Here is an 11,512-nt window from a genome sequence, read left to right on the forward strand (position 1 = left end):
ATAGGTTCGGGGTGGAAGCATAGCGATATGTGGAGCTGACGAATACTAATCGATCGAAGACTTAATCAATTTCAAGTTTTGATTGGTCGAATTGAAATTTACTTACTATCTAGTTTTGAATGTATAATCGTATATTATATATTTTGGATGCGATGAGCCGCATTGAGATCTCAGGTTTGAGGTCTTTTTTTTATGTGTTTTATAAGAGGAATTGATATAGTTCATAAGATACATATAAGCCAATTCATCATTATGTTAGTTAAAAAAAGACTAATTGAATATATAATAGGACAGGTTTTCAGATGTTTTGATAGAAAGATTGAGATAAACTACGAAGCTATGTATACAAAGAAAAAGCAGGGGAACCATAAGTCATTTACGATTTATGGTTACTCCTGCTTTTTAGGTTAAATCAATAATGAATACAACATTTTGTTTTCATTAATATAGATATTAGATGGATCAAACTCATGTACTTTTTCTTTCAAACGCGTTAAGTCATCATGATTATTCAATTGAATACCAATGATAACTGTACCTGTGTTTTGAGAAGATTTTTTCAAGTACTCGAATTTAGTGATATCATCATTTGGTCCTAATACTTCATTTACAAACTCTCTTAACGCACCAGGACGTTGAGGGAAGTTGAAGATGAAGTAATGTTTCATTTCTTCATATAAAAGCGAGCGTTCTTCGATTTCTTTCATACGGTTGATATCGTTATTACCACCGCTGATAATACAAACTACTGTTTTGCCTTTAATTTGATCACGATATTGTTCAAGAGCTGAGACGCTTAACGCACCTGCAGGTTCTGCGACAATGGCTTGTTTAGAATACATATCTAAAATTGTAGAACATACAGCACCTTCGTCGATTTGAAGATAATCATCTACGACTTTTTTCGCGATTTCAAATGTGATTTTGCCGACTTGTGCAACAGATGCACCGTCTACAAACTTATCAATTTCCGGTAATTTCACTCTTTGATGTTCTAAGACGACTGAAGTATACATACTTGCCGCACCCTTAGGTTCAACACCTACAATTTTTGTTTGAGGAGAGTTTTCCTTAAAGTAAGTACCTACACCGGAAATTAATCCACCGCCACCAATTGCGGAGAATAAATAATCTACATCAATATCACTTTCTTGTGCTTCTTTTAGAATTTCAGCAGCGATTGTACCTTGACCTGCAATTGTATTAACATTGTCGAATGGGTCAATAAAGTTCATCGCATGTTTCTCAGTATATTCTAGAGCTTCTTTTAAACAATCATCAAATGTATCACCGACTAAGATAACTTCAACATTTTCTCCACCAAAGAATTTAACTTGATTAATTTTTTGAAGAGGTGTTGTCACAGGCATAAAGATGACTGCTTTTAACCCTAGTCGTTGTGCAGTGAATGCGACACCTTGTGCATGGTTGCCGGCACTTGCACATGTAATACCTTTTGCTTTTTCACTTTCGCTTAATACTTGAATTGCGTTATACGCACCTCTTAGTTTAAAAGAACGTACCCATTGCAGGTCTTCTCTTTTTAAATATACATTACAGTCATACTTTAAAGATAAATAATGATCTTTCTCTAAAGGCGTTTCTTTGACAATCGGCTGTAATGATAAAAAAGCCTCATCTATATCTTTAGCTGATACAGCAGTTTGTACTGTCATTTCGCTCACTCCTTAATTGTGTTGGTATTTCTGTTCATATTGTTCAATTTGGTCTTCGTATGCCAGTGTGACGGCAATATCATCTAGTCCTTGAACAAGTTTGTTCTTCCAAGTTGAATCAATATCAAAATGTAATTCACGATCAGGTGTTTTAATCACCTGGTTCGGTAGGTCAATTTCGAGTTCTTTATATTTCGCAAGGAACTCGCGATCCTCTTTTTCCAATGCGATAGGCAATAATGCATTTTTCGTGCAGTTCATGTAGAAAATATCACTGAAGCTGCCCGCAATAATAATATTAATGCCATAATCTTTTAATGCCCAAGCCGCATGTTCACGACTAGAGCCGCAACCAAAGTTATCACCTGTAATAAGAATTGAAGCGCCTTTATATTGAGGTTGGTTCAATTCGAATTCAGGATTATCTGAACCATCTTCTAAGTATCGCCATTCATCAAAGGCATAGGGACCCAGTCCTGTTTTAGAAACACCTTTAAGATGGACTTTTGGGATAATTTGGTCCGTATCAATATTATCGTGGAATAAGATTGCAGTTTTACCAGTATATTGTGTAATTGGTTCGATTTTAAGCATGTTCAAGCGCCTCCCATTTTCTGACGTCTACGAAGCGTCCTTCAATCGCAGCGGCAGCTGCCATAGCAGGAGATACAAGATGCGTTCTTGCACCTTTACCTTGACGACCTTCGAAGTTACGGTTGCTGGTAGAAGCACAGTGGACACCTGCTGGTACTTGGTCAGGGTTCATACCGAGACACATTGAGCAGCCAGGTTCACGCCATTCAAAGCCTGCATCTTTAAAGATTTTATCAAGGCCTAATGCTTCAGCTTGATGTTTCACACTTCTTGAACCAGGCACTACAATTGCGGTAATGTTCGGATGTACTTTATGTCCTTTAACAAACTTACTTGCTTCTTGTAAGTCTGATAGACGAGCATTCGTACATGATCCTAAGAATACATAGCCAAGTTCAATATCTTCTGCTTTTTCACCTGGTTTTAAATCCATATAGTGATAAGCACGTTCGTCATTGACGTTTTGAATTTCTGGGAAAGGTGTGTTGAAGCTTACACCCATTTCAGGACTAGTACCCCAAGTCACTTGAGGTTCTAAGTCTGTTACATCTAACTCGATCACACGATCAAATTGTGCATCCTTATCACTGTAAAGTGATTGCCAATATTCAGCTGTTTCCTCATCGATATCAGCATAAGGACGACCTTTGACGTATTCTAGTGTTGTTTCATCTGGTTCAACTAAACCATATTTTGCGCCGGCTTCAATCGCCATATTACAGATTGTCATTCTCGCATCCATTGATAGGTTGCGAATAGTAGAACCTGCAAATTCAAGCGCATAACCAGTACCGAAGTCTACACCATATTGATTAATCAAGTGTAAGATAATATCTTTCGCGTACACACCTTTAGGCAGCTCACCGTTAATATTAATTAAAAGATTCTTCGGTTTAGTTTGCCATAGTGTTTGTGTTGCGAAAACGTGTTCTACTTCACTTGTGCCGATACCGAAAGCAATGGCACCGAAAGCACCGTGTGTTGCTGTGTGAGAGTCACCGCAGACAATGGTTTTACCAGGTTGCGTCAATCCCATTTCTGGTCCAACCATATGTACGATACCTTGTTCTTCAGTACCATTATCAAACAGTCGAACCCCAAACTCTGCACAGTTCTTTTGAAGCGTCTTAATTTGTGTTGCTGCAATTTCATCTTTGATGTTGAAAATATCTTCTGTTGGTACGTTATGATCAATTGTCGCAAACGTTAAATCAGGACGTCTCAATGGTCTGTGTTGAATTCTTAATCCTTCAAAGGCTTGAGGTGATGTTACTTCATGGATTAAATGCAAGTCAATGTATAATAATTGCGGTTCACCTGCATTTCCTGTGAGAACATGTCTATTCCATATTTTATCGAACAAAGTTTGTCCCATTTCAATCACCATCCTTTAAAGTTGTTGTAAAATTTTCTCGAAGATTTCTGAAGTATGTGCTTTTCCACCTAAGTCAGGTGTAGTAAAGCCATCTTTCAGTAAACCATAAACGATTCTTTCTAATTCTTCTGCCGCTTCAGCTTGATTAAATGTCTCTCTGAAACACATTGCTAATGAAAGCACCATACCTGTCGGATTCGCAATGTCCTGACCCGCAATGTCAGGTGCTGAACCATGAATCGGTTCATAAAGTTTTGTTCCTTTTTGTCCATAGCTGACAGAAGGGGAAACACCTAATGAACCTGGAATAACAGAGGCTTCATCACTTAAAATATCACCGAATAAGTTTTCAGTAACGATTACATCAAATTGCGTTGGACGTGTAATCAAATGCATGCTACATGCATCTACAAGTAAATGTTCTACTTCTACATCAGGATATGAAGCAGCCACCTCATCAACAGTTTGACGCCATAATTTACTTGATGCTAAAACATTTTCTTTGTCCACTGACGTTAATTTTTTACGTCTTGATTGAGCAAGTTTAAACGCTGCATGCGCAATACGTTCAACTTCTGCTTTCGTGTATGTCAATGAATCAACTGCATGATCTTCAGCTAACTCTTTTGGTTCACCGAAGTATAAACCGCCTGTCAATTCTCTGACAATCACTAAGTCAGTTCCTTGTACACGCTCTGCTTTTAAAGGAGAAAATTCACTCGCACCTTCAACTACAGCAGTAGGGCGGATGTTCGCAAATAACTCTAAATTCTTTCTTAAAGCAAGTAAGCCGGCTTCTGGTCGTTTTGGACTGTTTGTCCATTTAGGACCACCGATTGCACCTAATAGAATCGCGTCAGATTGTTTACAAGCTTCAAGTGTAGATGATGGAAGCGGGTCGCCATAGTTATCTATAGCGGCCCCTCCAAAATCATAAGTTTCTAATTCATAATCAATGTTATATTTTCCACTTAACTTTTCTAATATTTTCAAAGTACCATCTAGTATTTCTGGACCTATACCATCGCCTGGGAGGGCAGTGATTTTATAACTCATGCGTTCACCTCATTGTTAACTGATGCTTCAGCAATATGATTAGAATAAGCTTCCACATAAGCTTTACATGAAGCAAGCAATACGTCATGGTCGATACCGATACCATAATAAGAACGTCCATCAATGCTAAGTTCAACGTTAACTTGTGCTTGTGCGTCTGAACCTTCAGTTACTGAAGAAATTTGATAGTTCAATAATTCAGATTCAGCATCGAAGATTAAGTCGACTGCGTTGTATACTGCAAGAATAGAACCTGTTCCAGTTGCTGCTGATTGATATTGTTTGCCGTCGTTGTCACGAAGTTGAACGACTGCGCTTTGTACACCTTCAGCCACAAATTGTAGTTGAAGATTTTCAACGTGATAAGCAGCATTTGTTTCATGGTAATGACCTTGAACAAGGGCATGGACATCATAGTCAGAAACATTTTTCTTTTTATCAGCAATAGATTTGAACTGTTTGAACAATTCAACTTGTTTTTCTGGGCTGACTTCGTAGCCAAGTTGTTTTAACTTTTCTGCGAAAGCATGTTTACCAGACAATTTACCAAGAGGCAATTCAGATGTTTGGATACCCACTAATTGCGGTGTCATGATTTCGTAAGTTTCACGGTTTTTCAAGAAGCCATCTTGGTGGATACCTGATTCATGACTGAATGCGTTTTGACCGATAACCGCTTTGTTACGAGGTACAGGAATACCAGCGAAACGAGAAATCAAATCAGAAGTTTCTTTTGTACGGCCAAGTTCAAGTCTTGTTTCAATACCGTAGTGATCTTTACGTACATATAAGCCAAGCGCAACTTCTTCAAGTGCAGTATTACCAGCACGTTCTCCGATACCGTTAATTGTACCTTCAACACGTTTTGCACCATTTTCGATGGCAGCCATACTGTTTGCAACAGCTAAGCCTAGGTCATCGTGACAGTGTGCACTATAGATAATTTCTTGATCAGATTTAACATTTTCAAGCAATACTTTAAAGATATTTCCGAATTCAGTTGGATAACTATAACCTACTGTATCAGGAATGTTGATAACTGTTGCACCTGCGTCTACAGCTGTTTGCACACTTTTGATTAAGAAATCTAAATCAGTACGTGTTGCATCTTCGGGTGAGAATTGTACAACATCGAATAAAGATTTGCCATAAGCAACATTTTCAGTAATTTGCTCTAGCACTTCTTCTTGAGTCATTTTCAATTTATGCTCTAAATGAATAGGGCTAGTAGCGATAAATACATGTAATTGCGGATATTTTGCCTCTTTAGTTGCTTCGTACACAGCATCGATGTCGCTTTTCTTACATCTTGCTAAGCCTACTACAGCAGTTTTAGTTAAAGCTTGTGAAATCGCTTGAACTGATTTAAAACTACCTTCACTCGAAGCAGGGAATCCAGCTTCAATTACATCGACACCCCATTTTTCAAGTTGCTTTGCGATAGTCAGTCTTTCATCAAAGGAAAAACTGACTCCGGGCGTTTGTTCACCGTCTCTTAGTGTTGTATCAAAAATTTGAATATGACTCATAAATAATCAACCTCCTGATTTAGTATTATTCTTCAATAGTTTTGTTTTCAACGAATGGCATCATTTCACGAAGTTTTTTACCAACTTCTTGGATTTGGTGACCTTGTGCTGCTTTACGTAGTTTGTAGAATTCTTCGAATCCATTTTCATTATCTTTAATGAAGTTGTTAGCGAATGTACCGTTTTGGATATCAGTTAATACAGCTTTCATGTTTTCTTTAACGTCTGGTGTGATAACACGTGGACCTGAAACATAGTCACCGTATTCAGCTGTGTTTGAAATTGAGTAACGCATAGTTTCCATACCGCCTTCGTACATTAAGTCAGCGATCAATTTCATTTCATGTAATACTTCGAAGTAAGCAAGTTCTGGTTGGTAACCAGCTTCTACTAAAGTTTCGAAACCGTTTTGGATCAATTGAGTTACACCACCGCAAAGAACTGCTTGTTCACCGAATAAGTCTGTTTCAGTTTCTTCTTTGAATGTAGTTTCAATGACACCAGCTTTAGTTGCGCCGATACCTTTTGCATAGCTTAATGCGATGTCAAAAGCGTTACCAGTTGCATCTTGGCCTACACCGAATAATGCAGGAACTGAGCTGCCTTCAGTGAATGTACGTCTTACAAGGTGACCAGGGCCTTTAGGAGCTACTAAGAATACATCTACGTCACTTGGTGGTTTGATTACATCGAAGTGGATGTTGAAACCATGTGCAAATGCTAATGCATTGCCAGCTTCTAGGTTAGGAGCGATTTCTTCGTCGTATACTTTACCTTGGATTTCATCTGGTAATAACACCATGATTACGTCTGCTTGTTTTACTGCTTCTCCAACTGGATATACATCGAAGCCATCTTTTTTAGCTCTGTCGAAAGAATGTCCTGGGCGGATACCGATTATAACGTCATAGCCGTTGTCTTTAAGGTTTTTAGCATGTGCGTGACCTTGAGAACCGTAGCCTAATACCGCGATTTTTTTACCTTCTAAAGCGTCTTTTTTCACTGATTCGTCATAATAAACTGTTGTCATAATAAATTCCTCCAAAAATTTGTTTTATTTTAAATTCTCAACTTTGTGAAAATTCAAATTATAATAATGCTGCAGTTCCTGTTCTAGAAACTTGTTCAATCTGTTGTGATGATAGTGCATGTAATACATCATCTATGGCTTGTTGTGTGCCTGATGCTTGTAAGTAAGTATGACCATCTTCTTCTTTTAATACTGAAACTAGCGCATCACTGTGATTGATTAAGTTATCTAATTCTGTTTTATCTGCAGGTGTTGCAATTTTAGCAAGTAATAATTCCACACTGTAGACGTTGTTATCTGTGATATTTTCTACAGAAAGTACATTGATTTGTTTTTCTAAATGGAGCATGAGTGATTGTACTTTTGAAGCTTCATCTAACTCAGCTACGAATGTCATATCAGAAATACCAGGTTGAATACTTGGTGTAACACATAAAGTTACGATATTAAACTGACGTCGTAAAAAGGTGCTTGTCAGTCGGTTTAATGTACCAGATTTATCTAATACTTGCGTCTTGAATGTATATCTCATAGGACACCCTCCATTTCGTTGTTCGCTTTACCGCTTGGTACCATCGGTAAAACAGGTTCTTTTGGTGAGATTCTTACTTCGATTAAAGCAGGGCCTTTATGAGCAAATGCTGCATCTAAATCTGCTTCAAGTGTTTTAGGATCATCTACTAAGAATGCTTTCACACCATATGCTTCTGATAACTGTTGGAAATCTGGTTGGCCATTAAATACTGAATGAGAGAAACGTTGTTTAAAGAATTTATCTTGCCATTGTTTAACCATTCCTAATGTTCCGTTATTGATAAGTACGATTTTGATATCTAAACCATACTCATTTAAGATTGCCATTTCTTGGTTTGTCATTTGGAAACCGCCGTCTCCAACGAAACAAACAACTGTTTTATCAGGTTGTGCTAATTTAGCACCGATAGCAGAAGGGATACCAAAGCCCATTGTGCCAAGACCGCCGCTTGTTACAAGTTGATTATCGTGTTTGAATGGATAGAATTGTGCTGCCCACATTTGATGTTGTCCTACATCTGTTGTTACAACCGCTTCTCCATTCGTAATCTTACCGATATACTCAATTGCTTGTTGCGGTTTGATAAATACATCTGCTTCTTCATCTGTATATGCAAAAGGATGTTCTTTTTGATTGTTTACACAATAGTCAACCCAGTCTTGATGTTGGTCAAAAGTAGCTGTTTCTGTAAGTAATGCTTCAAGTGTCAACTTACAGTCGGCAACTAAACCCAAATCAGTTTTGATGATTTTATTGATTTCAGAAGGATCAATATCTACATGAACAACTTTTGCATTTTCTGCAAATTTATCAGGGTTACTTGCAAGACGGTCATCGAAGCGGCTGCCAAAGTTGATAAGCAAGTCGCAATCAGAAAGTGCCATGTTGCTTGCATAAGATCCATGCATACCGCCCATACCTAAGAATAGGGGATTGCTGTAAGGAATTGTGCCTAACCCATGTAAAGTTGTGACTACTGGAATTTGATGGCGTTCAGCAAATGCAGTCAGGAGTGGACCTGATTTTGAATGTCTTACGCCTGCACCAGCTAAAATGACTGGTTTCTTCGCTGACTTCAACCATTCTAGTACAGTTTGTACATCTTGTGGATTCGGTGCATCAGCTAAACGATATCCTGGTAAATCAAGCTCGTCACATACATCAACATCAGATTGTAGGATACCGACATCTTTAGGGAAGTCGATGACTACTGGACCTTTACGACCTGTGTTTGCAATGTGAAACGCTTGATGTACCACTTCAGGAATTTCGTCTGGATGTTTAACTTGGAAGTTGTGTTTAGTGATTGGTGTTGTCATTGATAGTAAATCTGCTTCTTGGAAAGCATCTTTACCGATACCTGGTGTTGCAACTTGTCCTGTGAATACTACAAGCGGCAATGAATCACTATATGCGTCTGCGATACCTGTAATAACGTTTGTTGCCCCTGGACCGCTGGTAACTACAACTACGCCAGGTTTGCCAGAAACTCTGGCATAACCTTCCGCAGCGTGTACAGCACCTTGTTCGTGTCGTGCTAAGATATGTTTGATTTTACCATCGTAAAATGTATCATAGAGCGGTAGCACGGCACCCCCTGGATAACCGAAAAGCAACTCTGTGCCTTCCTTCAACAGTGCTTCTACCAACAATTCCGAACCGCTTCTACTCGTTTTCGTGGCTGCTTGTGTACTATTTGCTTCTTCATTATGTTTAGTCATTTGTGGGTTAGACATAAAGCATCACTCCTCAATTAGATATTCTGGTACTCTCATAACACCGCCTGTATTTGCACTTGTAACTAGCGCTGTATAACGTGCTAAGTAACCTGTTTTAACTTTAGCTTTAAATGGTTTGACTTCTGTTTTACGTTTGTTCATTTCTTCTTCTGAAACATCTACATCTAATGTTCTGTTTGTTAAATCGATGACGATTTCATCACCGTCACGGATTAATCCGATTGGTCCGCCTGATGCTGCTTCAGGTGAGATGTGTCCGACTGCGATACCTCTCGTTGCTCCTGAGAATCTGCCGTCAGTGATTAATGCAACATCTTTACCTAAGCCGCGTCCTACGATTGATGAAGTAGGGGCTAACATCTCTGGCATTCCAGGTCCGCCTTTAGGACCTTCATAACGAATCACTACTACGTGGCCTTCACGAACAGTGTGATTATCAATCGCTTCAACTGCTTCATCATGAGAGTCGAAACAAATGGCTTTTCCTTTAAATACTTTGATTTCAGGATCCACACCGCCGACTTTGATAACTGCACCATTTGGAGCTAAGTTACCATATAAGATTGAAAGGCCGCCTTCTTTATCGTAAGGATTATCGAGTGGATGGATAACATCTGTATTTTTGATTTCTTTGCCTTGGTTATTTTCACGAAGTGTTTTACCTGTAACAGTTACTCTGTCAGGGTGTAATGTGCCTTCTTTCTTCATTAATTCATTGATGATAGCAGGTACACCGCCGGCTTCATGAACATCGTGCATAGAATAAGAAGAACTTGGTGCGATTTTAGATAGATAAGGTGTACGTTTCGCAATTTCATTGATACGGCTCAAGTCATAATCAACGTCTGCTTCATTTGCGATTGCAAGTGTGTGAAGTACTGTGTTTGTTGAACCGCCCATTGCCATGTCTAATGCGAATGCATCGTCTAATGCTTCTTTTGTAACGATATCTCGTGGTTTCAAATCATTTTTAATATTTTCTACTAATTGGAAAGCTGCTTGTCGAATCATTTCTCGACGTTGGTCTGATACCGCTAAAGCTGTACCATTATATGGAAGTGCTAGTCCTAATACTTCCATTAAGCAGTTCATTGAGTTTGCTGTGAACATACCTGCGCAAGAACCGCAAGTAGGGCAAGCATTTTGTTCCATGTCTAAGAATTCTTCTTTCGTCATTGAACCGCCTTTAAAGGCACCGACTGCTTCGAACATAGATGAAAGTGTTAAAGCTTTACCTGTTGTAGATAAACCAGCTTTCATCGGTCCGCCTGAACAGAAGATGGCAGGTACGTTTGTTCTCACTGCTGCCATTAACATACCTGGTGTGATTTTGTCGCAGTTTGGAATGTAGAAGACACCGTCGAACCAATGCGCGTTGATAACCGTTTCAGCTGCATCTGCGATGATTTCACGAGATGGTAATGAATAGCGCATTCCGATGTGTCCCATTGCGATACCATCGTCAACACCGATTGTGTTGAATTCAAATGGGATGGCTCCTGCTTCTCGGATAGCTTCTTTCGCGATATCTGCTAATTCTCTTAAGTGAACATGTCCTGGAACGATATCGATATAAGAGTTACAGATTGCTACGAATGGTTTGTTCATATCTGTCGGATCTTTGATTTGTCCTGTGGCATGAAGTAAACTTCTGGCCGGAGCCTGTTGGTCTCCTTTTTTGATTGTGTCGCTTCTCAATATAATTCCCCCCGAGTATTCAAATAAAAAAACGTCCCAATAATTATTGGGACGTCAATGGAAGTCCCATTCAATCGGAAATAGGACTTAAACATTTAGTAATGGTTTTTACTAAAGTTCGAGTCCTAGCAAATTAATAAAATGACTAAAATATTTGTTGTTGTCGGTAGAGTATTTGCTTGTGTTCTGTTAGTCATTTCAATTTGCTCCTTTCGAATGGTTTTATGAATAAATTTGAATTGTCTAAAAATTTGATAAACTTAATTTACTACATGTACAG

At 38.7% G+C, this 11,512-nt stretch carries 9 protein-coding genes; all 9 read right to left on the minus strand.

Features of this window, described 5'->3' with window-relative positions; translation table 11 throughout:
- Nucleotides 1-407: 407 nt before the first annotated feature.
- Genes ilvA through ilvD form a run of 9 tightly spaced genes read right to left on the minus strand, consistent with a single transcriptional unit; the run spans nt 408 to nt 11,232 of the window.
- Complete coding sequence (gene ilvA, locus BU038_RS10345; RefSeq protein WP_107605976.1) at nt 408-1,676, minus strand: threonine ammonia-lyase IlvA; 1,269 nt, start codon at nt 1,674-1,676, stop codon at nt 408-410.
- A 12-nt stretch (nt 1,677-1,688) separates the two neighbouring features.
- Complete coding sequence (gene leuD, locus BU038_RS10350; protein ID WP_002481742.1) at nt 1,689-2,270, minus strand: 3-isopropylmalate dehydratase small subunit; 582 nt, start codon at nt 2,268-2,270, stop codon at nt 1,689-1,691.
- Nucleotides 2,263-3,645 (minus strand): 3-isopropylmalate dehydratase large subunit, encoded by a 1,383-nt coding sequence (gene leuC / locus BU038_RS10355; protein ID WP_107605977.1) that lies wholly within the window; start codon nt 3,643-3,645, stop codon nt 2,263-2,265. The genes leuD and leuC overlap by 8 nt, the downstream gene beginning before the upstream one ends.
- A 15-nt stretch (nt 3,646-3,660) precedes the next feature.
- Entirely contained in the window at nt 3,661-4,701 is a 1,041-nt protein-coding gene (leuB, locus tag BU038_RS10360; RefSeq protein WP_107605978.1) for a 3-isopropylmalate dehydrogenase, read from the minus strand.
- Nucleotides 4,698-6,230: a 2-isopropylmalate synthase gene (locus tag BU038_RS10365; protein ID WP_107605979.1), complete on the minus strand. Its 1,533-nt coding sequence runs from the start codon at nt 6,228-6,230 to the stop codon at nt 4,698-4,700. The genes leuB and BU038_RS10365 overlap by 4 nt, the downstream gene beginning before the upstream one ends.
- A gap of 25 nt (nt 6,231-6,255) precedes the next feature.
- Nucleotides 6,256-7,260: a ketol-acid reductoisomerase gene (gene ilvC / locus BU038_RS10370; RefSeq protein ID WP_002481738.1), complete on the minus strand. Its 1,005-nt coding sequence runs from the start codon at nt 7,258-7,260 to the stop codon at nt 6,256-6,258.
- A gap of 58 nt (nt 7,261-7,318) precedes the next feature.
- Nucleotides 7,319-7,792: an acetolactate synthase small subunit gene (ilvN, locus tag BU038_RS10375; protein WP_107605980.1), complete on the minus strand. Its 474-nt coding sequence runs from the start codon at nt 7,790-7,792 to the stop codon at nt 7,319-7,321.
- Nucleotides 7,789-9,516, minus strand: a complete 1,728-nt coding sequence (gene ilvB, locus BU038_RS10380) for a biosynthetic-type acetolactate synthase large subunit (protein ID WP_241963172.1) — start codon at nt 9,514-9,516, stop codon at nt 7,789-7,791. The genes ilvN and ilvB overlap by 4 nt, the downstream gene beginning before the upstream one ends.
- Nucleotides 9,517-9,537: 21 nt before the next feature.
- On the minus strand, nt 9,538-11,232 hold the full coding sequence (gene ilvD, locus BU038_RS10385; RefSeq protein WP_107605982.1) for a dihydroxy-acid dehydratase: 1,695 nt from the start codon (nt 11,230-11,232) through the stop codon (nt 9,538-9,540).
- Nucleotides 11,233-11,512 lie beyond the last annotated feature (280 nt).

Origin of the sequence: Staphylococcus simulans, assembly GCF_003043455.1 — a bacterium.
Classification (GTDB): Bacteria; Bacillota; Bacilli; order Staphylococcales; family Staphylococcaceae; genus Staphylococcus; species Staphylococcus simulans_A.